The organism is Lysobacter soli (genome assembly GCF_009755585.1).
In the GTDB taxonomy this organism is placed as follows: Bacteria; Pseudomonadota; Gammaproteobacteria; order Xanthomonadales; family Xanthomonadaceae; genus Lysobacter_J; species Lysobacter_J soli.
In genome coordinates this window covers 3,523,479-3,545,057 of the sequence record NZ_CP046603.1, presented here as the reverse complement: position 1 = coordinate 3,545,057, position 21,579 = coordinate 3,523,479, and the positions used below count along the sequence as shown (strand labels likewise).

General features: G+C 64.9%; 16 protein-coding genes, 2 tRNA genes, 3 rRNA genes and 1 other RNA gene. 11 read left to right on the top strand and 11 right to left on the bottom strand.

Features of this window, described 5'->3' with window-relative positions:
• The first annotated feature begins 12 nt into the window (after window positions 1-12).
• The 4 genes from GOY17_RS16130 to GOY17_RS16115 all read left to right on the top strand — a co-directional run bounded on the left by GOY17_RS16130 (window position 13) and on the right by GOY17_RS16115 (window position 3,200).
• The gene (locus GOY17_RS16130) at window positions 13-411 is read left to right on the top strand and encodes a DUF350 domain-containing protein (protein ID WP_157031138.1); all 399 of its coding nucleotides are present in this window, start codon (window positions 13-15) and stop codon (window positions 409-411) included.
• Window positions 411-797 (top strand): hypothetical protein, encoded by a 387-nt coding sequence (locus GOY17_RS16125; protein ID WP_157031137.1) that lies wholly within the window; start codon window positions 411-413, stop codon window positions 795-797. The genes GOY17_RS16130 and GOY17_RS16125 overlap by 1 nt, the downstream gene beginning before the upstream one ends.
• Window positions 798-804: 7 nt before the next feature.
• Window positions 805-1,902, top strand: coding sequence for a glutathionylspermidine synthase family protein (locus GOY17_RS16120; RefSeq protein ID WP_157031136.1), 1,098 nt, complete (start codon window positions 805-807; stop codon window positions 1,900-1,902).
• Window positions 1,903-1,967: 65 nt separating this feature from the next.
• Entirely contained in the window at window positions 1,968-3,200 is a 1,233-nt protein-coding gene (locus tag GOY17_RS16115) for an acetylornithine/succinyldiaminopimelate transaminase (protein WP_157031135.1), read from the top strand.
• A 63-nt stretch (window positions 3,201-3,263) separates the two neighbouring features.
• Here the strand turns inward: GOY17_RS16115 and hemL are convergent, their stop codons facing one another.
• Both hemL and thiE read right to left on the bottom strand, forming a co-directional pair.
• Complete coding sequence (gene hemL / locus GOY17_RS16110) at window positions 3,264-4,550, bottom strand: glutamate-1-semialdehyde 2,1-aminomutase (RefSeq protein ID WP_157031134.1); 1,287 nt, start codon at window positions 4,548-4,550, stop codon at window positions 3,264-3,266.
• Window positions 4,547-5,215, bottom strand: coding sequence for a thiamine phosphate synthase (gene thiE, locus GOY17_RS16105; RefSeq protein ID WP_157031133.1), 669 nt, complete (start codon window positions 5,213-5,215; stop codon window positions 4,547-4,549). Before thiE ends, hemL begins: the two co-directional genes overlap by 4 nt.
• 70 nt (window positions 5,216-5,285) lie before the next feature.
• On the opposite strand from thiE, the gene GOY17_RS16100 reads away from it, so the two are divergent.
• On the top strand, window positions 5,286-5,477 hold the full coding sequence (locus tag GOY17_RS16100) for a rubredoxin (protein ID WP_157031132.1): 192 nt from the start codon (window positions 5,286-5,288) through the stop codon (window positions 5,475-5,477).
• Between the two features lie 18 nt (window positions 5,478-5,495).
• Here the strand turns inward: GOY17_RS16100 and GOY17_RS16095 are convergent, their stop codons facing one another.
• A complete protein-coding gene (locus tag GOY17_RS16095; RefSeq protein WP_157031131.1) occupies window positions 5,496-5,942 on the bottom strand; it encodes a DUF192 domain-containing protein in 447 nt (148 codons plus the stop codon).
• A gap of 563 nt (window positions 5,943-6,505) precedes the next feature.
• Here GOY17_RS16095 and GOY17_RS16090 point away from each other — a divergent pair.
• The 5 genes from GOY17_RS16090 to rrf all read left to right on the top strand — a co-directional run bounded on the left by GOY17_RS16090 (window position 6,506) and on the right by rrf (window position 11,705).
• Window positions 6,506-8,050 (top strand): 16S ribosomal RNA (locus GOY17_RS16090).
• Between the two features lie 109 nt (window positions 8,051-8,159).
• Window positions 8,160-8,235, top strand: a tRNA-Ala gene (locus GOY17_RS16085).
• Between the two features lie 21 nt (window positions 8,236-8,256).
• Window positions 8,257-8,333, top strand: a tRNA-Ile gene (locus tag GOY17_RS16080).
• A gap of 233 nt (window positions 8,334-8,566) precedes the next feature.
• Window positions 8,567-11,430: ribosomal RNA gene (locus GOY17_RS16075) — 23S ribosomal RNA — on the top strand.
• A gap of 160 nt (window positions 11,431-11,590) precedes the next feature.
• Window positions 11,591-11,705 (top strand): 5S ribosomal RNA (gene rrf, locus GOY17_RS16070).
• The 16S, 23S and 5S rRNA genes sit together here with 2 tRNA genes alongside, the layout of an rRNA operon.
• Window positions 11,706-11,859: 154 nt before the next feature.
• On the opposite strand, the gene GOY17_RS16065 is transcribed toward rrf, so the two are convergent.
• The 8 genes from GOY17_RS16065 to GOY17_RS16030 all read right to left on the bottom strand — a co-directional run bounded on the left by GOY17_RS16065 (window position 11,860) and on the right by GOY17_RS16030 (window position 20,876).
• Window positions 11,860-13,335 (bottom strand): DNA polymerase Y family protein, encoded by a 1,476-nt coding sequence (locus GOY17_RS16065; RefSeq protein WP_157031130.1) that lies wholly within the window; start codon window positions 13,333-13,335, stop codon window positions 11,860-11,862.
• Between the two features lie 132 nt (window positions 13,336-13,467).
• Window positions 13,468-14,130 carry a ribose-5-phosphate isomerase RpiA gene (gene rpiA / locus GOY17_RS16060; RefSeq protein ID WP_157031129.1) on the bottom strand — a complete coding sequence of 221 codons (663 nt, stop codon included), beginning with the start codon at window positions 14,128-14,130 and terminating at the stop codon, window positions 13,468-13,470.
• A 49-nt stretch (window positions 14,131-14,179) separates the two neighbouring features.
• Window positions 14,180-14,650: an EVE domain-containing protein gene (locus tag GOY17_RS16055; protein WP_157031128.1), complete on the bottom strand. Its 471-nt coding sequence runs from the start codon at window positions 14,648-14,650 to the stop codon at window positions 14,180-14,182.
• Window positions 14,647-15,234 (bottom strand): 5-formyltetrahydrofolate cyclo-ligase, encoded by a 588-nt coding sequence (locus GOY17_RS16050; protein WP_157031127.1) that lies wholly within the window; start codon window positions 15,232-15,234, stop codon window positions 14,647-14,649. Before GOY17_RS16050 ends, GOY17_RS16055 begins: the two co-directional genes overlap by 4 nt.
• Window positions 15,235-15,395: 161 nt before the next feature.
• Window positions 15,396-15,582: non-coding RNA, 6S RNA (gene ssrS / locus GOY17_RS16045), on the bottom strand.
• A gap of 125 nt (window positions 15,583-15,707) precedes the next feature.
• Window positions 15,708-16,007, bottom strand: coding sequence for a cell division protein ZapA (locus GOY17_RS16040; RefSeq protein ID WP_115844112.1), 300 nt, complete (start codon window positions 16,005-16,007; stop codon window positions 15,708-15,710).
• A 7-nt stretch (window positions 16,008-16,014) separates the two neighbouring features.
• Window positions 16,015-16,236 carry a TIGR02449 family protein gene (locus GOY17_RS16035; protein ID WP_115844110.1) on the bottom strand — a complete coding sequence of 74 codons (222 nt, stop codon included), beginning with the start codon at window positions 16,234-16,236 and terminating at the stop codon, window positions 16,015-16,017.
• A gap of 77 nt (window positions 16,237-16,313) precedes the next feature.
• Window positions 16,314-20,876, bottom strand: a complete 4,563-nt coding sequence (locus GOY17_RS16030) for an EAL domain-containing protein (RefSeq protein ID WP_157031126.1) — start codon at window positions 20,874-20,876, stop codon at window positions 16,314-16,316.
• Between the two features lie 133 nt (window positions 20,877-21,009).
• Between GOY17_RS16030 and GOY17_RS16025 the strand changes: the two genes are divergently transcribed.
• Window positions 21,010-21,549, top strand: coding sequence for a UPF0149 family protein (locus GOY17_RS16025; RefSeq protein WP_157031766.1), 540 nt, complete (start codon window positions 21,010-21,012; stop codon window positions 21,547-21,549).
• Window positions 21,550-21,579: the final 30 nt, after the last annotated feature.

The following is a 21,579-nucleotide window of genomic DNA, read 5'->3' as shown; positions in this document are numbered from 1 at the left end:
CGGGGGAAAGGAATGTCGTATCTGCAAGGACTGCCGGCCTTCGCCGGCTATTTCGCCGTGGGCCTGGGCTTCGTCGCGCTGTTCCTGGCGCTGTACCTGCACCTCACGCCGCATCGCGAACTCCGGCTGATCCGCGAGGGCAATCTCGCAGCGGGCACGGCGTTGTCGGGCGCCCTCATCGGATTCTGCCTGCCGCTGGCCAGCGCGATGGCGCACAGCGTGAGCCTGGTGGACCTGGCCGTGTGGGGCGCGGTCGCGCTGCTTGCTCAGGCCGCCGCCTATGGCTTCACGCGCCTGCTGTTGCCTGCCTTCCCGGCGCGCATCGAGCGCGGCGAGCAGGCCGCGGCGGTGCTGTCGGCGACGCTGCACGTCGGTGTCGGCCTGCTGAACGCCGCGGCGATGGTGTACTGATGGCCCGGCGCAAGCGTTCGCTCGAAATACCGTGGCTCACGATCGGTGCCGTCGCGCTGATTGGATTGCCGATCGTGTACGAGGCCACGCGCGATCCGATGTCGCGCAACCGGTACTACGACCGTTCGAGCTGCGAGTGCGACTACGGAAACCGCTGCGAGCGCGATTACGAAGGCGGATCGTGGGTCGGCCCGTGGTACGCGAGCAACGCCGGCGACCGCAAGCCGGACGATCCGGGTGAAGGCGCCTGTCGCCATCAGTACCGGGGCGGTGGTTACTACTATGGCGGCGGTGGATCGGGTGGCTACCGCCCGCCGATTGGCGTGCAGCAGGGGTATCGCGGCGGATTCGGTGGCACCGGCCGTATCCACGCCGCCGGTTCCTGAGCGCCACATGCGTCGCGAATCGATTTCGCCGCGTGAGGATTGGCGCGCGCGTGTGGAAGCGCTGGGCTTCGACTTCCACACGCCCGACGGCCCGTATTGGGTCGAGGATGCGTGCTATCGCTTCAACGCCGCCGAGATCGAGCGCATCGAAGCGGCCGGCAATGCATTGCACGCGATGTGCCTGGAGGCGGTGGCGCGCGTCGTCGAGCGTGGCGACTATGCGCCGCTCGGTCTCGACGATCGCGCGGCGACGCTGGTCGAACGCACCTGGCGCGCTGGCGAGAAGGCGCTGTACGGACGCATGGATCTGGCCTACGACGGCCATGGCGAACCGAAGCTGCTCGAGTACAACGCCGATACGCCGACCTCATTGTTCGAGGCATCGGTGGTGCAGTGGTACTGGCTCGAGGAAACACGCGCCGGCGGCGACCAGTTCAACCTGATCCACGAGAAGCTCGTGGAGCGTTGGCGCGACGTACTGCCGGAGCACGCGTCGGTGCACTTCGCCGGATGCCTGGAGTCGCGGGAGGACGAAGCGACCCTCGAATACCTGCGCGAAACCTGCGCGCAGGCGGGATTCGACGCCCGCTGGCTCGACATTTCGGACATCGGCTGGCGCGACGCCGCGTTTGTCGACCTTGCCGACCGCCCGATCACGCAGCTGTTCAAGCTTTATCCGTGGGAATGGATGATGGCCGAGCCATTCGCCGCGCATCTGGGCATGGCGGCCACGCGCTGGATCGAACCGGCGTGGAAGCAGGTGCTGTCGAACAAGTCCTTGTTGCCGCTGCTGTGGCAGCTGTTCCCCGACCATCCGAACCTGCTGCCGGCGTCGCACGATCCGCGCGACATCGGCGGCCCGGTCGTCGCCAAGCCTCGCCACGGGCGCGAAGGCGAAGGCGTCTTCATCGCCGAGCGTGGCATCGCGTTCGCCGAGCCCGGGGTCGTGTACCAGGCTTTCGCGCCCCTGTTCCGGGGCGAGGGCGGGCATGCGCTGCTGGGTGCGTGGATCGTGGGCGACGAAGCGGTGGGCCTGGGCATACGCGAGGACGACGACGCGGTCACCCGGAACACCAGCCGCTTCGTGCCGCACTGTTTCGACTGACGCGGCCCCCTTGGCGCGGCGATGCGCGACAATGTCTCTCCCACGACGACCTATCCGCCCGATCGATGAGCGCTTCCTCCACCGACCTGTTCTCGCTGTCCGAACGCTACTACCTGCCGGTCTACCGGCCGCGCCGGATCGTGCTCGACCACGGTCGCGGCGCGCGCGTGTGGGATCGCGATGGTCGTGAGTACGTGGATTTCGGCGCCGGCATCGCGGTGAATGCGCTCGGCCACGCGCATCCGCCGCTGGTCGCGGCGCTGACCGAGCAGGCGGGCAAGCTCTGGCATACCTCCAACGTGTTCGTCAGCGAACCGCCGCTGCGGCTGGCTGAAGAACTCGTCACCGCATCGCGTTTCGCGCAGCGCGTGTTCTTCTGCAATTCCGGCGCCGAGGCGAACGAAGCGGCGATCAAGCTCGCGCGCAAGTGGGCGGCATCGCAGGGCCGCGCGCCGGCGCAGCGCGGCATCCTCACGTTCCGCGGCAGCTTCCATGGCCGCACGCTCGCGGCGGTCACCGCCGGCGCGCAACCGAAGTACCACGAAGGGTTCGAACCGCTGCCGCCGGGCTTCGTCTACAGCGATTTCAACGACCTGGCCGCAGCCGAAGCCGCGATGGCGTCGGGCAGCGTGTGCGCCGTGCTGGTCGAACCGGTGCAGGGCGAGGGCGGCGTGACGCCGGCGACGGCGGAATTCCTGCTCGGCCTGCGCGAGCTGTGCGACCGTTTCGGCGCGCTGCTGATGCTCGACGAAATCCAGTGCGGCATGGGCCGGACGGGCCACCTGTTCGCGTGCCATGCCTATGGCGTGACGCCGGACGTGGTGACGCTGGCGAAGGCGCTGGGCAGCGGTTTCCCGATCGGCGCGATGCTGGTGGGCGAGCAGGCCGCAGAAACGATGCAGTTCGGCGCGCATGGCACGACCTTCGGCGGAAACCCGCTCGCCGCCGCGGTGGCACGCGCTGCGCTGGCGGAGTTGTCATCGCCGCAGCTGCTCGCGAACGTGACGCGCCAATCGCAGGCGATTCGCGATGCGCTGGTTGAAGTCGACGCGGAACTGGGCCTGTTCTCCGAAATCCGCGGCATGGGCCTGATGCTCGGCGCGCAGCTGCGCGAAGCGCATGCGGGCAAGGCGGGCGCGATCCTCGATATCGCCTGCGACCACGGCCTGCTGTTGCTGCAGGCCGGGCCCGACGTGCTGCGTTTCGTCCCGGCGTTGAACATCGGCGATGACGACATCGCCGAAGGTTTGCAGCGCCTGCGTTCGTCGTTGCGCGCGTTCGTCGCGAACGCGGGCTGATCCGGACGTAACGCCTGCAAGCAAAAATCCCCGCTGACGCGGGGATTCTTTATTTCGCGGATCTCAGCCCAGTTCGGCGAACGACGCGCGTGCCGCGTCGATCGTGTGCGCGATCTCCGCATCGCCATGCGCGCTCGAGACGAAGCCGGCTTCGAACGCCGACGGCGCCAGGTACACGCCGCGGCCCAGCATCGCGTGGAAGAAGCGGTTGAAACGCGCGGTGTCCGACGCCTTCGCGTCCTCGAACGTTTCCACCGGACCTTCGCGGAAATACAGGCCGAACATGCCCGGCGCGCGCGTGGTGGTGAACGCGATGCCGGCATCGCGCGCGGCGGCTTCGAGGCCGTCGCACAGCACGTGCGTGCGGCGCTCCAGTTCAGTGTGGAAACCCGGCACCTGGATCAGGTCGAGCGTCGCAAGACCCGCGGCCATCGCCACCGGATTGCCGCTCAGCGTGCCGGCCTGGTAGATCGGGCCGCTCGGTGCGACCTGCTCCATCAGGTCGCGACGACCGCCGTACGCGCCCACCGGCATGCCGCCGCCGATGATCTTGCCGAACGTCGACAGGTCCGGCGTGATGCCGTAGAGCGCCTGCGCGCCGCCGAGCGCGACACGAAAACCGGTCATCACCTCGTCGAAGATCAGCAGCGCGCCGTGCTTGCTACACAGTTCGCGCAGGTGTTGCAGGTAGCCATCGCGCGGCAGGATGCAGTTCGCGTTGCCGACGATGGGTTCGATGATCAGGCCCGCGATTTCGCTGCCGATTTCGTCGAACAGCTTCGTGGCCGCGTCGAAATCGTTGTACGGGATCGTCGAGGTCAGGTCGGCCAGTGCCGACGGGACGCCCGGGGAATTCGGCAGGCCCAGCGTCATCACGCCGCTGCCGGCCTTCACCAGGAAGCTGTCGCCATGGCCGTGGTAGCAACCTTCGAACTTCACGATGCGCGTGCGCCCGGTGGCGCCGCGGGCGACGCGAATCGCCGACAACGTCGCTTCGGTGCCCGAGTTCACCATGCGCACCATCTCGCAGCTCGGCACAATCTGCGCGATGCGCTCGGCCATCGTCACTTCCAGCGCGTTGGGCACGCCGAAGCTGAGGCCGTTGACCATCGTTTCGGACACCGCGGCGAGCACCTGAGGGTGCGCGTGACCGGCGATCATCGGGCCCCACGAGCCGACGTAATCGACGTAGCGGTTGCCGTCGACGTCGACGATGTATGCGCCTTGTGCGCTCTGCGCGAAGAACGGTTCGCCGCCGACCGACTTGAAGGCGCGCACCGGCGAGTTCACGCCGCCGGGAATGAGTTCGCGGGCGCGGGAAAACAGGGCATGCGAGCGTTCGTGGTTCATGGCGTGGAAATGTCCGTCGTGGAAGAGGAATGCGCAGGCCGCGCATCGAAGCAGTCGAGATAGGCGCGCACGGCAGCCGCCGGATCGGCCGCGTCGAACACGCCGGATATCACGGCGAGCAGGTCGGCGCCCGCCTCGACCAGCGGGCGAGCATTGTCCGGCGTGATCCCGCCGATCGCCACGCGCGGCAGGCCGAGCGGCGCGCTGTCGCGCAGCAGGTCGAGCGTCGCGCGCCGCGCGTTGGGTTTTGTCGGCGAGGGAAAGAACGCCCCGAACGCGATGTAGCTGGCGCCGGACGCGGCGGCCAGCCGAGCGAGTTCGGGATCGTCGTAGCACGAGGCGCCGATGATCGCCGCGTCGCCCAGTGCGGCGCGGGCCGCGGCGAGCTCGCCGTCGTCCTCGCCCAGGTGCGCGCCGTCGGCGCCGATCGCCGCGGCAAGGCGCCAGTCGTCATTCACGATCAGCGGCACGCCGTAGCGGCGGCACAGAGGCAGGAGCTTCCGGGCCTGAGTGGCGCGGAGGGCCCCGTCCGCGGCTTTGTTTCGGTACTGCAGCCAGGTGGCGCCGGCAGCCAGAATGACCTTCACGCGGGCCAGTAGGCGGTCGGTGTCGGTTTCGTCAGGCGTGATGGCGTAGAGGCCGCGCGGCGGCCAGGGCGGATTCATGCGGGAAGCTTCCGTGGGCGCGGGCGCGGTGGGACAATGCGCGTTCCCGCAAAGCCCGCATTATCCGCCCATGTCCGAGACCGCTGCGACCACCACGTTCCGCACCTGGATGTGCGTCGTCTGCGGCTTCATCTACGACGAAGCCTTGGGCCTGCCGGAAGAGGGCATTGCCCCGGGCACCCGCTGGGAGGACGTTCCGGACACCTGGACGTGCCCGGACTGCGGCGTCACCAAGGACGATTTCGAGATGATGCCGCTCTGAGGCGGCTCATGGGGCGGTTCAGGGCTTCACCAGGCCCGGGCTGAACGTCAGTTCCGCGCCGTCCTGGAGCTTCAGCCGCGCCGCCTGGCCGGCGTTGAGTTCGAGCACGTAACGCGCCGGCGCGTCGCTGGGATACGGCGGGCAGCGGTCGCCCAGCGAGCAGGGCGGTACGTCACGCTGCTGCGAGACCAGCTTGCGGGCCGAATCGAAATAGAGGATGTCCAGCGGGATCTTCGTGTTCTTCATCCAGTAGGCGAGCGGCTCCTGGCGCTCGTGGATGAAGAGCATTCCGCGATCGGCAGCCATTTCGTCGCGGAACATCAGGCCGCGCTCGCGTTCGGCCTCATCGTCGGCCACTTCCACCGCATAGCGCTGGCCGCCCAGCTCGACCCAGGTGTCGGCGCCACTGGCGCAACCGGACAGGGCGAGGCCACAGCACACGAACAGCAGTCGGAAGGCGGTCATATGTGGCTCCAGGGCGCCGGGAACAGGGAAGACCGGAACATCCGGCAACGCCTTTCGCGAGTCAATGAAAAAACATTCGACGCACCCCTTCCCAAACCCGGAACGCATGTGCACAATGCGCGCCCCGCCGAGGTGAATCACTGACGCGGGACGCGGTTGAAGCGGCGTTGTTCGAAGGGCGGTTGACGAACTTCGAAGGTGCTGTAAGATGCGCGGCCCTGCTGACGGGACGGCCTTGAAACGAGGCGCTGAACGGGAGGCGGGGGCAGCGAAAAAGATCTCGACACGGTGTTGACGGAATCGAAATTCGCTGTATAGTAGTCGGCTCCCTCGGGCACTTCGGTGCGGCGGGGTGAGGCAAGGGAAAGGCGCTGAGGCCGGCCCCGAGATCTTTGACAGTGTGCGCAGGTGACTTGTGCGGGCGTCTGGCTAGTGGATGGTTGTCCATCAGCAGATGTCCTGTAACAAGCATTAATGATTCAAAGCATGCAAATGCAAGCGAGTAATTGATGCCTGGAACGGGCTCTGCACTCAAGATATTGAACCTTCGGGTTCTGCAATTTTAAGTGAAGAGTTTGATCCTGGCTCAGAGTGAACGCTGGCGGCAGGCCTAACACATGCAAGTCGAACGGCAGCACAGAGGAGCTTGCTCCTTGGGTGGCGAGTGGCGGACGGGTGAGGAATGCATCGGAATCTGCCTATTTGTGGGGGATAACGTAGGGAAACTTACGCTAATACCGCATACGTCCTACGGGAGAAAGTGGGGGACCTTCGGGCCTCACGCAGATAGATGAGCCGATGCCGGATTAGCTAGTTGGCGGGGTAAAGGCCCACCAAGGCGACGATCCGTAGCTGGTCTGAGAGGATGATCAGCCACACTGGAACTGAGACACGGTCCAGACTCCTACGGGAGGCAGCAGTGGGGAATATTGGACAATGGGCGCAAGCCTGATCCAGCCATGCCGCGTGTGTGAAGAAGGCCTTCGGGTTGTAAAGCACTTTTGTCCGGAAAGAAAAGCGCTCGATTAATACTCGGGTGTTATGACGGTACCGGAAGAATAAGCACCGGCTAACTTCGTGCCAGCAGCCGCGGTAATACGAAGGGTGCAAGCGTTACTCGGAATTACTGGGCGTAAAGCGTGCGTAGGTGGTTTGTTAAGTCTGATGTGAAAGCCCTGGGCTCAACCTGGGAACTGCATTGGAAACTGGCTTACTAGAGTGCGGTAGAGGGGTGTGGAATTCCCGGTGTAGCAGTGAAATGCGTAGATATCGGGAGGAACATCTGTGGCGAAGGCGACACCCTGGACCAGCACTGACACTGAGGCACGAAAGCGTGGGGAGCAAACAGGATTAGATACCCTGGTAGTCCACGCCCTAAACGATGCGAACTGGATGTTGGGGGCAACTTGGCCCTCAGTATCGAAGCTAACGCGTTAAGTTCGCCGCCTGGGAAGTACGGTCGCAAGACTGAAACTCAAAGGAATTGACGGGGGCCCGCACAAGCGGTGGAGTATGTGGTTTAATTCGATGCAACGCGAAGAACCTTACCTGGCCTTGACATGCACGGAACTTTCCAGAGATGGATTGGTGCCTTCGGGAACCGTGACACAGGTGCTGCATGGCTGTCGTCAGCTCGTGTCGTGAGATGTTGGGTTAAGTCCCGCAACGAGCGCAACCCTTGTCCTTAGTTGCCAGCACGTAATGGTGGGAACTCTAAGGAGACCGCCGGTGACAAACCGGAGGAAGGTGGGGATGACGTCAAGTCATCATGGCCCTTACGGCCAGGGCTACACACGTACTACAATGGTAGGGACAGAGGGCTGCAAACCCGCGAGGGCAAGCCAATCCCAGAAACCCTATCTCAGTCCGGATTGGAGTCTGCAACTCGACTCCATGAAGTCGGAATCGCTAGTAATCGCAGATCAGCATTGCTGCGGTGAATACGTTCCCGGGCCTTGTACACACCGCCCGTCACACCATGGGAGTTTGTTGCACCAGAAGCAGGTAGCTTAACCTTCGGGGGGGCGCTTGCCACGGTGTGGCCGATGACTGGGGTGAAGTCGTAACAAGGTAGCCGTATCGGAAGGTGCGGCTGGATCACCTCCTTTAGAGACTAAAGACAGCAAATTGCTGGCCGGACGTCCGCACAAGTGACCTGCATCTAGTTCCGGGACCTCCCAAGGGGGAAGTCCGCGGGAGCGTCCCTCGTTTGAACAAGGGGCTTTAGCTCAGCTGGGAGAGCACCTGCTTTGCAAGCAGGGGGTCGTCGGTTCGATCCCGACAAGCTCCACCAAACCAGCCGTGCACGACTTTTGGGTCTGTAGCTCAGGTGGTTAGAGCGCACCCCTGATAAGGGTGAGGCCGGTGGTTCGAGTCCTCCCAGACCCACCACTCCCGAACGAAACTAGATTGCGCACACATCAAGAATTGAAGCGGTACGGCGCTGAGGCCGGATCGCGTTCTTTGAAAACTGGGAAAGTAGCGAGCGTTTTGAGACGAATGTCCATGACGTGTCGTGAGGCTAAGGCGGGTGCCGAAAGGCACCTTATAATTGAGTCGTTGAATTCGCGTTTGGGCTTTGTACCCCCGAACACAGACGACCCTGAGGCGACTTGGGGTTATATGGTCAAGCGAATAAGCGCACACGGTGGATGCCTTGGCGGTCAGAGGCGATGAAGGACGTGGCAGCCTGCGAAAAGTGCGGGGGAGCTGGCAACAAGCATTGATCCCGCAATGTCCGAATGGGGAAACCCACCTAGCAATAGGTATCCTGCAGTGAATACATAGCTGCTGGAAGCAAACCCGGAGAACTGAAATATCTAAGTACCCGGAGGAAAAGAAATCAACCGAGATTCCCTAAGTAGTGACGAGCGAACGGGGACCAGCCCTTAAGTTGATTGAGTTCTAGCAAAACAACCTGGAAAGGTTGGCCATAGACGGTGACAGCCCGGTATGCGAAAGAGCTCTTTCGATGAAATCGAGTAAGGCGGGGCACGAGAAACCCTGTCTGAACATGGGGGGACCATCCTCCAAGGCTAAATACTCCTGACCGACCGATAGTGAACCAGTACCGTGAGGGAAAGGCGAAAAGAACCCCGGAGAGGGGAGTGAAATAGACCCTGAAACCGTGTGCGTACAAGCAGTCGGAGCCCGCAAGGGTGACGGCGTACCTTTTGTATAATGGGTCAGCGACTTACTGTTCGTGGCGAGCTTAACCGTATAGGGGAGGCGAAGGGAAACCGAGTCTGATAAGGGCGCATAGTCGCGGGCAGTAGACCCGAAACCGGGTGATCTAGTCATGCCCAGGGTGAAGGTTGAGTAACATCAACTGGAGGCCCGAACCCACTCCCGTTGCAAAGGTAGGGGATGAGGTGTGATTAGGAGTGAAAAGCTAATCGAACCCGGAGATAGCTGGTTCTCCTCGAAAGCTATTTAGGTAGCGCCTCATGTGAATCTTCCTGGGGGTAGAGCACTGTTATGGCTAGGGGGTCATTGCGACTTACCAAACCATGGCAAACTCCGAATACCAGGACAGACTGCATGGGAGACACACGGCGGGTGCTAACGTCCGTCGTGAAAAGGGAAACAACCCAGACCCACAGCTAAGGTCCCAAATTTCGTGCTAAGTGGAAAACGATGTGGAAAGGCACAGACAGCCAGGAGGTTGGCTTAGAAGCAGCCACCCTTTAAAGAAAGCGTAATAGCTCACTGGTCGAGTCGGTCTGCGCGGAAGATTTAACGGGGCTAAGCACGGAACCGAAGCTTGGGGTGCACACTTTGTGTGCGCGGTAGAGGAGCGTTCCGTAAGCCGATGAAGGTGGATTGAGAAGTCCGCTGGAGGTATCGGAAGTGCGAATGCTGACATGAGTAACGATAATGCGGGTGAAAAGCCCGCACGCCGAAAGCCCAAGGTTTCCTTGCGCAACGTTAATCGACGCAGGGTGAGTCGGCCCCTAAGGCGAGGCAGAAATGCGTAGTCGATGGGAAGCTGGTTAATATTCCAGCACCTCGCGTAAGTGCGATGGAGGGACGGAGAAGGTTAGGCAGGCCGGGCGTTGGTTGTCCCGGTGAGAGAGTTGAGGCGGTCCCCTTAGGCAAATCCGGGGGGGCAACGTTGAGACTAAGGACGAGTCCTTTAGGACTAAGCTGCCGATATCACGCTTCCAGGAAAAGCTCCTAAGCTTCAGCTTACGCAGACCGTACCGTAAACCGACACAGGTGGGCAGGATGAGAATTCTCAGGCGCTTGAGAGAACTCGGGTGAAGGAACTAGGCAAAATAGCACCGTAACTTCGGGAGAAGGTGCGCCCTTTTTGGTTCATAGCTGAGAAGGGCCGCAGTGACCAGGCCGCTGCGACTGTTTATCAAAAACACAGCACTCTGCAAACACGAAAGTGGACGTATAGGGTGTGACGCCTGCCCGGTGCCGGAAGGTTAATTGATGGGGTCAGCCGCAAGGCGAAGCTCTTGATCGAAGCCCCGGTAAACGGCGGCCGTAACTATAACGGTCCTAAGGTAGCGAAATTCCTTGTCGGGTAAGTTCCGACCTGCACGAATGGCGTAACGACAGCGGCGCTGTCTCCACCCGAGACTCAGTGAAATTGAAATCGCTGTGAAGATGCAGCGTTCCCGCGGCAAGACGGAAAGACCCCGTGAACCTTTACTATAGCTTTACACTGAACGTTGAGTTCGTCTGTGTAGGATAGGTGGGAGGCTATGAAACCGAGGCGCTAGCTTCGGTGGAGCCATCCTTGAAATACCACCCTGATGTGCTTGACGTTCTAACCTAGGTCCGTAATCCGGATCGGGGACCGTGTATGGTGGGTAGTTTGACTGGGGCGGTCTCCTCCCAAAGTGTAACGGAGGAGCACGAAGGTACGCTCAGCGCGGTCGGACATCGCGCACTGTGTGCAAAGGCATAAGCGTGCTTGACTGCAAGATCGACGGATCAAGCAGGTACGAAAGTAGGTCTTAGTGATCCGGTGGTTCTGTATGGAAGGGCCATCGCTCAACGGATAAAAGGTACTCCGGGGATAACAGGCTGATACCGCCCAAGAGTTCATATCGACGGCGGTGTTTGGCACCTCGATGTCGGCTCATCACATCCTGGGGCTGTAGTCGGTCCCAAGGGTATGGCTGTTCGCCATTTAAAGTGGTACGCGAGCTGGGTTCAGAACGTCGTGAGACAGTTCGGTCCCTATCTGTCGTGGGCGTTGGAGATTTGAGAGGGGCTGCTCCTAGTACGAGAGGACCGGAGTGGACGAACCTCTGGTGTTCCGGTTGTCACGCCAGTGGCACTGCCGGGTAGCTATGTTCGGAAGCGATAACCGCTGAAAGCATCTAAGCGGGAAGCGCGCCTCAAGATGAGATCTCCCGGGAGCTTGACTCCCCTGAAGGAACCATCAAGACCAGGTGGTTGATAGGCTGGGTGTGTAAGTGCAGCAATGCATTGAGCTAACCAGTACTAATGATCCGTGTGGCTTGACCATATAACCTCAAGTGGCCTTGGACTTACGACAACGTCGTGACGTTCGGCTCACTCGCTACTTATCCCAACCTATCCGCTGAAGACGGCTTGCCGTCCTAAGCAAACCAACGAGAGCGTGCGCGCAACTCAGTACACCGAGCATTGCGACCCTCCACCCTCTCCCTGGTGACAATAGCTGTGTGGTCCCACCCGATCCCATTCCGAACTCGGAAGTGAAACGCACATGCGCCGATGGTAGTGTGGCTCAAGCCATGCAAGAGTAGGTCATCGCCGGGGGCTTTACCCCAGAAGGCCGGTCCATCAGGACCGGCCTTCTTCTTTTGCGCGATCAAAAAAGCAAACTGGCGCATCGCTTGACGAACGTCAGCACAGGCATGCGCTGCAGAACCTTGCGAGATTCAACGGCGGCCGATCCCCCGCGCCACGAGAATCAGAACAGCGATCCCGTCGTTCCCGGTGCCGCAGGTGGTTCCTTCGAGGTTCCGCGCGTCCAACCTCCAGCGCCAAAAGGCTTCGCGGTAACCGCCTTGATCCTCTCAGGCTGCTCCCGAGCTTTCCGGTGCGCCTCTTCGGCCAGCACCTTGAACTGGCGTTCGCGCTCGAGCCACAGCTCTTCCACTGAATCCGTGGGCTTGCTGCGCGCCGCCACGTCTTCCTCCAGCCCCGCCTCCGGAATCGTGGCGAACGGAATCCGCATCGGCGCCGCGTCCTGCTCCAGCGCCTCCTGCATTGCGCCGAAGTAGAGCGTGTTGTTGCCGTAGCGCCGGTTGATGGAGTCGAGCGTGGCGCTGATTGCCTTCGCGCGCCCGCGCGTGGCCATCAGTTCCTGGGTGATGCTGCCAACCGGTTCGAGCTGGGTCAGCGTAACGGCCACGGATAGCGGCGGGTGCCGCCTGGCGTTCCAGCGCTTCCGCTGGATGGCGGTTTCGAGCGAAGCGAGTTCATCGCCGAGTAAACGCAACAAGGTCGGCGTGTCGTCGAGGGGCGCAAACGTGAGGTCGCGCTCGAAGCGGTTTTCCATCCCGACAAAACGAATGCGGATCGAAAGCCCGCCCGCAAGGTAGCGCTCATGCCGCAATCGCATCGCGGCCTTCGCCAGCAGCTTGAAGAGAACGGCGCGCGCGCCCTCGAACGTGCGCAGTTCAGGACCGAGCACGTGCGAGTGGCCCAGCGACGCGCGGCGCTCGGTCCGGCCCGGTAATTCATGCCCGCGCAACTGCAGCCAATAGCGTTCACCTTCGATGCTGCCCCACGCGGCGCGCAACTGGGATCGCGATGCAGCGCAGAGCTGCTCGGACGTATGGATCCCGGCGCGCAGCAGGCGCTGCTCGACCGATGGCCCGATGCCGCAGAACTCCCTAAGCGCCAGCGAATGCAGCGCACCTGGCAGATCCGCCTCTTCCAGGACGGTCAGTCCATCCGGCTTGCGCATGTCCGAAGCCGTCTTCGCAAGGAACCGGTTCGGCGCAATGCCGATCGAGCAACGGATCGCCGGACTGAAGCCCTCGTCGACCAGACGCTGCTTGATGCGCTTGGCGATCGCCTCCGCATTGGCGCGCTCGCGCTCGCGGCCGATCAGCCAGCACGGCACCTCGTCGATCGATTCGGCCTTGCCGTGCGGAATGCACTCCTCGATGGCGGCCATCAGGCGATGGTGCATCGCGATGTATCGGGCGGGTCGCGCCTCGCGCAGGACGATATCGGGGCAGAGCTCCAGCGCTTCCCACACTGGCGTGCCCGTCTTCACGCCGAAGGCCTTTGCCTCATAACTGGCGGCGATGGCGCAGGTCGTGGCCGACATGACGGGCACGACAGCAACGGGCCGGCCGAGCAGCGCCGGCTCGTCGTACTGCTCCACCGAGGCGAAGTACGAATTGAAGTCGACGAAGAGGCAGCGCAGGGTCATGGCGTACCGGCGAATGCACCCGGAAAAGCGAGAGCACCGGAGGAAAGTGTCGCGCGCCGGCGTCGCCGGCGTGTATGCGAGCCGATTGTCGACGCTGCCGGTCTCACGTCTTGAGACCGGCCCACCACGGAATTACAGGACGATCGGCGGCTCGCCGCCGACGATCACCACGTCGGCCGGCCGGCGCGCGAACAGGCCGACGCTGACCACGCCCGGAATCTGGTTGATCGCCTGCTCCAGTCCGACGGGATCGACGATCGCGAGCCCATGGATGTCGAGAATGACGTTGCCGTTGTCCGTAACCACGCCCGCACCGTCTGCGGTCTGGCGCCACACCGGCTGGCCGCGCGTCATCGCCTGGATCTCGCGCGCGACGAGGCTGCGCGCCATGGGGATCACCTCGACGGGCAGCGGGAATCTGCCGAGCACGTCCACGCGCTTGCTCGGATCGACGATGCACACGAACTTCTGGCTCGCCTCGGCGATGATCTTCTCGCGCGTGAGCGCCGCGCCGCCGCCCTTGATCAGGCGCTTGTGCGGATCGCATTCGTCCGCGCCATCGACATAGAGCGACAGCGGGCCGGTCGCGTTCAGATCCAGCACCTCGATGCCGTGTTGGCGCAGACGCGCGGTGCTCTGGTCGGAGCTCGACACGGCGCCCTTGATGCGGTCCTTGATGCGCGCGAGCGCGTCGATGAAGAAGGCCACGGTGGAACCGGTGCCAACGCCGACGATCATGCCGTCCTCGACGTACTCGATGGCCTGTTCGCCGGCCAGGCGCTTGCTTTCGCTCATGTGGGCTGCGTGGGTAGTGGAAATTGGAAAGGCGCGACGCGCGCCGGCGTCACTCGAGCGACAGCAGATACTTCCATTGCGCAGCCGACACCGGCAACACCGACAGGCGATTGCCGCGGCGAATCAGCGCGAAGTCCTCGCCGAGCTTGCCGGCGTGCTGCTTGAGTTCGTCCAGCGTGATGGTGCGCTTGAACTTGCGCTCGAACGCGACGTCGACCAGGAACCAGCGCGGTTCCTCACGCGAACTCTTGGCGTCGTAATAGTCGGATTTCGGGTCGAACTGCGTCTCGTCGGGATACGCCTTGCTCGCCACCGTCGCGGTGCCGACGATGCCCGGCACGTCGGTGTTGGAGTGATAGAACAGCACGCCGTCGCCGACCTGCATGCCATCGCGCATGAAGTTGCGCGCCTGGTAGTTGCGCACGCCGTTCCAGGGTTCGGTGCGCACGCGTTCGAGATCGTCGATGGAGAACGTGTCCGGTTCGGACTTCATCAGCCAGTAACGGCGACGGGCGCTCATTCGGAACTCCTGCAGTCGAGCGTGGACGATTGCGTGCACACCGCGTCCAGGGCGACATCCCAATCCGCGCGGTCGAGCGTCTCGACCCGTTGCACGTCGAACGCGGCTCCGACCAGCCACGGCGGCCCAGGGCGCTGGTGGCGGAAGGCGAAGCTGCGATCGTACCAGCCGCCTCCCATGCCGAGCCGATGGCCGCGACCGTCGAAGCCCACGAGCGGAGCGACGACGACGTCCATCTGTTCCGGTTCGAGCATCGAGGTTTCGGCGATGTCCGGCTCCGGGATGCCGTGGCGATTGCTCACCAGCGCGTCGCCCGGCCGCCACGGCGCGAAGCGCAGGCGACCATCGTCGTTGAGTACAGGGAGGCAGTAGACACACTCGCGCGGCAGGCGCAGTTGCCACACGTGCAGCGCGATCTCGCCATCCATGGCCCAGTAGCCGGCGACGTAACCCGAGGAGGGCGCGAAGGGGAGCGCGAGCAACTGCGCGGCGAGACGTTCGGCGGCGGCGATGCGCTCGCCGGCAGGCAGTTCACGGCGGCGGTTGCGGAGCTCGCGGCGCAGCGCCGTGCGGTCGACCGTCATGCAGCGCGGGATCCTGTAGTGCGGCGCCGCGAAGGCGGCCGGTGGACGGGAATCAACGAAGTTACGAAAGCCGGGCGCGACCGCGCGCGGCCACATAAAAATTCGGGCGCGAATCCGCGCCCGAACCGGGGTGCGGCATTTCTGCCGCGACCGTGAGATGGAAGTCCTCCGCCAATGGCGATGCTTGCGAAACGACCTTGAACCCGGGGTTCAAGTGGGGACGCTTGGATGCCTTCGGGCTTCCCGCTACGAGGCGGACCTGCACTCCGGGCGTCCGCCGCGCCCCCGTGGTCGTCATTAAGGGACAAGGCGAATGTTTGCGCACGCTGTCGCGCACAGCAGAGGACGAGGGGAAAGTATAGCGCGGCGACCTACCGCTGCGTGTCCGCTCGTCGGTGCCGGCTCGGGAACGATTCAGTGCACGAATGCATTGAGTTCGATCTGCGCATTCAGTGTGAACGCAACGTCGCGCTTCAACGTGCCGGTACGTCGAACAGGTCGTCCAGGCGGCGATGCAGGGTGTTGAGCGTGCGTTCGAGTTCGCGGTCGCGCGTGGCCAGTTCGTCGCGCATCTGCTGCAGGTCGTGCGCGAGGTTCAACGCGGCCAGCACGGCGACGCGATCGAGCGCGGCCATGCGGTTGGTGCCGCGGATCTCGCGCATCTTGCCGTCCAGCAACTTCGCGGCGGCCTGCAGGCTGTCGCGCTCGCCGGGTTCGCAACCGACGGTGTATTCGCGATCGAGCAGTCGGATGCTGACGACTTCGCTGGTCATTGCGATCTCACGTGTGCTGTTCCAGCGATTTCAGCCGCGCGATCATCGCTTCGACCCGCGTGCGCGCCTGTTCGTTCTTGGCGAGCAGCGCGGAGCGTTCGCCCATCAGTTGTTCCTGTTGCTGGCGCAGGCTGCGGTTTTCCTCGGAGAGGCGACGCGCGCGGTCGGCCAACTGCTCGACACGGTCGGCGAGCGACTGCAGTTGCGCGAGGAGTTGGGCCTGTTCCATGCCGGGCACGATAGCAGGGCGGGGTGACGGGTCAAGGGCGCGGCCGGGTGGGGCTGCGCGCCCGTTCACGCCTGCCGTCAGACCGTGTCCACGGTCCCGCTGCCGACCGGCACCGAGTGCGGCGTCCAGGCCCGGATGAAGGACAGGCAGCTGGCCGCTTCCAGCGGACGCGCGAGCCAGTACCCCTGGATCTCGTCGCAGCCACGCCCGCGCAGGAACTGCATCTGCGCCTCGGTTTCCACGCCCTCGGCGATCACCGTCAGGCCCAGCGAATGCGCCATCGCGATGACCGTGGTGGTGATGGCCTCGTCGTCGGCGTCGCGGGTGAGGTCGCCGATGAATTCCTTGTCGATCTTCAGCGTGTGGATCGGCAGGCGCTTGAGGTAGGCCAGCGACGAATAGCCGGTGCCGAAGTCGTCGATCGCCAGGCCCACGCCGAGCGAGCGCAGCGCATCCAGCGTCGCCGAGGTCTGCCCGGCGTTGGCCATGATCACGCTCTCGGTCAGCTCCAGCTGCAGCATCTCCGGCGGCACGCCGCTTTCGACCAGCGCACGCGCGACCTGCTTGGGCAGGTTGCCGCGCAGCAACTGCAGCGAGGAGACGTTCACCGCCATCGTCAGCTGGTCCAGGCCCTTCATGCGCCAGCCCTTGAGCACGCTGCACGCTTCGCGCAGCGCCCATTCGCCGATGTCGAGGATGAGGCCGCTTTCCTCGGCCAGCGGGATGAACTGCGCCGGCGAGATGGCGCCGAGTTCGGGGCTCGTCCAGCGCAGCAGCGCTTCCACGCCGGTGATGCGCGAATGGTCCAGCGAGAGCTTGGGCTGGAACACCAGCCGCAGCTCGTTGCGGTCGAGCACGCCGCGCAACGCAGCGGAAATAGTGGCGCGCCCGCGAATCTCGACGTCCATCGCCTCGGTGTAGCGCATGAACGTGCGTCGTCCCGCGGCCTTGGCCTGGTACATCGCGGTGTCGGCGTGCTTGAGCAGGTCGGTCGGCACCAGCGCGTGGTCGGGGTACAGGCTGATGCCGATGGACGGCGAGATCACCACGTCGTGGCGCTGGTCGATGTCCAGCGGCGCTTCGAACGAGGCGAGCACGTCGCGCGCGACCTGCTCGGCGTGTTCGATGCTTTCCAGGTTTTCCAGCAACACCGTGAACTCGTCGCCGCCCAGGCGCGCGACCGTGTGCGTCGGCCCGACGGCATGCTGCAGGCGATGCGCGGCCGCGCGCAGGATGCGGTCGCCCGCAGCGTGGCCGAGTGAATCGTTGATGTCCTTGAAGCGGTCCAGGTCGAGGAACAGCATCGCGATGCGCGTGTTGCCGCGGCGCGCCTTCACGATCGCGCGCGACAGACGCTCGGACAGCAGCGCGCGGTTCGGCAGGCTCGTGAGGGTGTCGTAGTTGGCGAGGTAGCGCAGTTCCTGCTCGGCGCGCTTCTGGTCGGTGATGTCGCCCAGCACCGCGACGTAATGGCCGTGCTGACCGCCGGCGTCGAGCACTTCGCTGCCCTGGAACCAGCACAGGAATTCGTCGCCGTTCTTGCGCTGCTGCCAGATCTCGCCCGACCAGCGCCCGTTGCGGCGCAGCTCGGCGCGTACGTGCTGGTAGAACGCCGGGTCGTGCTGGTCGCTGTCGAGCAGGCGCGTTGGGCGGCCGATCACTTCCGCGTCGCTGTAACCGGTCATGCGGGTGAAGGCCGGGTTGACCGACACGAAGCGGAATTCGCGGTCGAACACCGCCACCGCTTCCATCATGCTGTCGAGCACCTGGCCGGCGATGCGGCGATCGCGCTCGGCGCTGCGGTTGGCGGTGATGTCGCGCGCCGTGCCGGCCACGCGCAAGGCGCGTCCGGTGCCGTCGCGTTCGACCACGCGGCCACGCGCGCGCATCCAGACCCACTTGCCGTCGGTTTCGCGAACGCGGTGTTCGGACACGTACAGCGGCGTTTCGCCGCGCAGATGGCGACGCAGCGAGGCGATGGCGCGCGGCAGATCATCCGGATGGATCTGCAGGTTCGCATCGACCAGCGTCTGCACGCCGAGATCGGTCGTGAGGCCCGCCTGCTCGTCGGCACGCGTGCGGCGCAGCACGCGGCGCTCCAGATCGTAGTCCCAGAACTGTTCGCCCGATGCCCACAGCGCGAGCTTCAGGCGCTCGTCGCGTTCGCGGATCTGCGCGAAGTAGCCGCGCTCCCGACGGCGGTCCTGCAGGCGGCGCCAGGTCAGTCCGCCTACGAATGCGAGGAACGCCAGCACGGCGGCGGCGATCACCAGCGGATGCCGCCACACCGGCGGCGCTACATGCACCGGGATGTCGAGGGTCGCTTCGTTCCAGGCGCCAGGCCGGTTCGTGGCCTGCACGAGGAAGTTGTAGCTGCCCGACGGCAGGCGCGAATAGGTGACGTCCTGCGCGGTGCCGTTGTCGATCCAGTCGCGATCGAAACCGTCCATGCGGTAGCGGTAGCGCGTGGCCGCGGTGGGTGCGAAATCCAGCGCGCCGATGCGCAGTCGCAGCAGGCCGTCGCCTTCGTCCAGATCGAGTTTCGGCGCCTGCCACAGCGAACTCGGATCGGCCTTCGCCTGGTTGCCGACCCATGCGCCCAGCAGTCGCAGCGGCGCGGTGTAGCCGGATTCGTGCATACGACGCGGATCGAACAGGTTCAGGCCGCGCACGCCGCCGAAGGCGATGCGTCCGTCGCCCAGCTGCGCGACCGAGCCGCCGTGGAATTCCAGGTCCTGCAGGCCGTCGGCGAGGCCGTAGCTGCGCGTGCGCTCGTCGCGGATGTCGTAGCTGATGATCCCCGCCTGCGTGCTCAGCCACAGCCGGCCCGCCGGCGCTTCGGCGATCGCGAACACCACCGGCACCAGGTCGCTGCTCAGCGTGCCGGTGAGCGGATGCGCGAAGTGCACGCTGCCGTCCTTCTCCTCGACGACGCGACTCAGGCCGGCGTGCGTGCCGACCCACAGCGAACCGTCGCTGGCCACGTGCAACGCGCGCACGCGATTGCCGGGCAAGCTCTGGGGATCGGTATTGAGATGGCGGAAGTGACGAAGGCGACCGGTCGCCGGATCGAGCACGTCCAGCCCGTCGCCGGTGCCGAACCACACGTGGCCGTGGCGGTCTTCGACGATCGCGTGCACGACCGGATAACTCAGTCCGCTGGGATCGTTCTCGCGATACGCGAAGTGCGCGAGCTTGCCGGTGTCGGGCCGGTAGCGGTACGCCCCGTAGCCGTGGCTGCCGATCCAGAGCGAGCCGTCGCGTCCGAGCGCGAGCGTGCGAAGCGGCGTGCGGCCAAGTTCCGGTATCGGCAGCGGGCGCGCGGTGCGACGCTGCGGATCGAGGCGATAGAGGCCGGTGTCGGTGGCGACCCACAGATCATCCGGGCCCGCCTTCGCGAATCCGGTGACGTGCGGCGTGCGGCCCTGGTCGGCCAGCAGCGCGCTCAGGTCCTCGAAGCGGTCGTCGTCCAGCGCGTAGCGGAACAGGCGCGCGTTGTCGGTGCCCAGCCACAGCGCGCCGTCCTGGCCTTGGACGATCGAACGGATGCTGTCGGCCGACGCCGGACTGTCGGGGCGGCGCGGGTGCTCCATGTTGAACACGTAGCGAAAGCGCGTGCCGCGCGGATCGGCGACGGCGACGCCGCGGAACTGCCCGCCGATCCAGAGCATGCCGCCTCGGTCGATCATCAATGCGTTGATCGAATCGTCCGGAAGGCTGGCATCGATGCCAGGTTCTTCGCGGACTTCCTCGACGTGGCCGCTGACCGGATCGAGCCGGCGCAGGCCGTAGCCGTAGACGGAGAACCAGAGCTGCCGGTCCGGCGCCTGCGCGATCGCGCGCACCACCGGCGCGTCCTCGCCCGGCATCGGCTGTTCCGGCCACGCGCGCATGAGTTCGGGGCCATTGCTGTGCAGGCGGAACAGGCCGTCGCGTCGTCCGACCCAGAGCTGGCCGCCGGCGTCCTGGAACAACGCGGTGACCGCGTCCTCGGGGCCGATGCGCTCGGGCAGGCTGCCGTCGAGCCGGTAGAGGCCTTGCGGACCTCCCCACCAGGCCACGCCGTCGCGTGCGGCGAGCAGGCTCTGCCGGCTGGCGTTGCCGATGACCTGCGTCTCCAGCGGCACGACCGTCTGGCGCTTGCCGGTGGCCGGATCCAGGCGTTCGAGGCCGGCGACGGTGCCGACCCACACCTGTCCGCGCTGCGGCAGCACGGCCATCACCTGCCGGTGCGGATGCGCCGCGCCGGAGGCCTTGAAGCGCTTGATCTGTCCGTTCGCGAGGTCCAGCCGGCTGAGGTATTCCGAGTACGTGCCGACCCACAGCGCGCGGTCGCCGTCCATTGCGAGCGCCGTGATGTGGCTGTCAGGCAGGCTCGCGGCGTCGCGCGGGTTGTGGCGGTAGGGCAGGTAGCGCTGGCCGTCGTAGCGGTGCAGCCCGCCCTGGGTGGCGACCCAGACGTAGCCCTGCGTGTCCTGCGCGAAGGCGGTGACGGTGTTCTGGACCAGGCCGCGCTCGCTGCCGGGGCGGTCGAAATAGAAGTCGCGCGTGGCCGCGCCGGCCGTCCCGGCCAGGGCTGCAGCGAGCACGAACACCACGCCGGCGAGCCGGGCGGCTGGCATCAAGGTCTGGCGGAACACGAACACCCCCGGCAACGACTCCAGCGTTGCTGCGTGCAGTGTAGGCAGGCGTTCGCGCCGGCAACAACCATCAGGTTGTTACACTGCCGCCCGTCCCCCTCTTTCCCGCACTTCGCGCCCGATCGTGTCCGAAATCGAACTGCCTTCCGTCTCCGCGATCGAGGCCGAGAGCCGCCAGCTGGCGCTCGCAGCTTCGCCCTTTGAACTGCACGGCGGCCTGTGCGGCTGGCTGGCCGGCGGCGGCGCCTCGGTGCGCGAATGGCCGGCAAAGGTGCTGGCCGACGACGCGCTCCCCGCGCCCGCTGCGGGCAGCGCGCTGGACGAACTGCGCCTGGCCAGTGCCGCGCAGCTGGCCGACCGCAGCTTCGACTTCGCCCTGCTGCTGCCGGAACCCGACGCCTCGCTCGCCGAGCGCAGCGGCGCGCTGTTCGAGTGGTGCCGCGGTTTCCTCGGCGGCTTCGGCCTGTCGACCGGTTCGCGCCCGAAGCTCTCGGACGAAGGTGCCGAAGCGCTGGGCGACTTGGCCAAGCTCGCCGCCGCGCAGCCGCAGAGCGACGGCGACGAGGAAGACGAGGAAGCGCTGGTGGAGATCGAGGAATTCGTGCGCGTGGCCGTGTTGCTGCTGCACGGCGACTGCGTGCTGGCGGCGCAGCATCGGCAGAAGTTGAACTGACGTCGTGGCCCGGTTGCGCGTAGCGCAAGC

What these genes read in the sequence shown, in the direction of transcription:
- GOY17_RS16130 (WP_157031138.1), top strand. Translation starts at nt 13, where the DNA reads ATGTCGTATCTGCAAGGACTGCCGGCCTTCGCCGGCTATTTCGCCGTG.
- GOY17_RS16125 (WP_157031137.1), top strand. Translation starts at nt 411, where the DNA reads ATGGCCCGGCGCAAGCGTTCGCTCGAAATACCGTGGCTCACGATCGGT.
- GOY17_RS16120 (WP_157031136.1), top strand. Translation starts at nt 805, where the DNA reads ATGCGTCGCGAATCGATTTCGCCGCGTGAGGATTGGCGCGCGCGTGTG.
- GOY17_RS16115 (WP_157031135.1), top strand. Translation starts at nt 1,968, where the DNA reads ATGAGCGCTTCCTCCACCGACCTGTTCTCGCTGTCCGAACGCTACTAC.
- hemL (WP_157031134.1), bottom strand. Translation starts at nt 4,550, where the DNA reads ATGAACCACGAACGCTCGCATGCCCTGTTTTCCCGCGCCCGCGAACTC.
- thiE (WP_157031133.1), bottom strand. Translation starts at nt 5,215, where the DNA reads ATGAATCCGCCCTGGCCGCCGCGCGGCCTCTACGCCATCACGCCTGAC.
- GOY17_RS16100 (WP_157031132.1), top strand. Translation starts at nt 5,286, where the DNA reads ATGTCCGAGACCGCTGCGACCACCACGTTCCGCACCTGGATGTGCGTC.
- GOY17_RS16095 (WP_157031131.1), bottom strand. Translation starts at nt 5,942, where the DNA reads ATGACCGCCTTCCGACTGCTGTTCGTGTGCTGTGGCCTCGCCCTGTCC.
- GOY17_RS16065 (WP_157031130.1), bottom strand. Translation starts at nt 13,335, where the DNA reads ATGACCCTGCGCTGCCTCTTCGTCGACTTCAATTCGTACTTCGCCTCG.
- rpiA (WP_157031129.1), bottom strand. Translation starts at nt 14,130, where the DNA reads ATGAGCGAAAGCAAGCGCCTGGCCGGCGAACAGGCCATCGAGTACGTC.
- GOY17_RS16055 (WP_157031128.1), bottom strand. Translation starts at nt 14,650, where the DNA reads ATGAGCGCCCGTCGCCGTTACTGGCTGATGAAGTCCGAACCGGACACG.
- GOY17_RS16050 (WP_157031127.1), bottom strand. Translation starts at nt 15,234, where the DNA reads ATGACGGTCGACCGCACGGCGCTGCGCCGCGAGCTCCGCAACCGCCGC.
- GOY17_RS16040 (WP_115844112.1), bottom strand. Translation starts at nt 16,007, where the DNA reads ATGACCAGCGAAGTCGTCAGCATCCGACTGCTCGATCGCGAATACACC.
- GOY17_RS16035 (WP_115844110.1), bottom strand. Translation starts at nt 16,236, where the DNA reads ATGGAACAGGCCCAACTCCTCGCGCAACTGCAGTCGCTCGCCGACCGT.